Origin of the sequence: Campylobacter sp. US25a (assembly GCF_004379075.1) — a bacterium.
GTDB classification, from domain to species: domain Bacteria; phylum Campylobacterota; class Campylobacteria; order Campylobacterales; family Campylobacteraceae; genus Campylobacter_D; species Campylobacter_D jejuni.
In genome coordinates this window covers 1-559 of the sequence record NZ_RYYM01000084.1, presented here as the reverse complement: position 1 = coordinate 559, position 559 = coordinate 1, and the positions used below count along the sequence as shown (strand labels likewise).

At 32.6% G+C, this 559-nt stretch carries 2 pseudogenes; both read left to right on the top strand.

The window, feature by feature from the left end:
- Positions 1–309, top strand: a pseudogene (locus tag ELQ12_RS09850) (hypothetical protein); the annotation flags it as partial.
- 18 nt (positions 310–327) lie between these two features.
- Positions 328–559: pseudogene (locus ELQ12_RS09845) on the top strand (hypothetical protein); the annotation flags it as partial.

The window sequence follows — 559 nt, the reverse complement described above, 5'->3', positions numbered from 1 at the left end:
ATTTTACAAGATTTTGCTAATGGAATTTACAATACAAGTAAAGATAAAACAGGAAGATATATAGAAGATAAAAATAAGGCTAGAAGATTACTAGAAAAACTCAATATCATAGGACAAAACAATCTTAAGGCTATGTATATGGGGATAAATGGAAATAAAGAAAGCTTGAAAGCTATAGGCAAAAGAGAAAATAACACTAGCAAGGCAAGTGCAAATGCTGATATCACATCAGAAACAAAAACTCCGCCTAATTTCATAGGCAGATTAGCTACTACCATAATCATAGAAGATGGTTTATACATGGGTTAAATTAAGAAAGGATAGATAATGAGCGAAACTTATGAGATTTATACACCCAATGGGTTAATAATGGATGTATATAAAGACACTAATAAAATCATTTTTTCAGGAAGTGCTAAGCCAACAGGCGATTATACCGAAGAATATTCCAAAGCCCTTTTTGAAGCCGATCGCATATTAAGAAACTCCCCCTACAAAGACTATAAACCCCAATACCTAGATCCTAACTTTTATACAGGACAAAAATCCACTCTAGTTG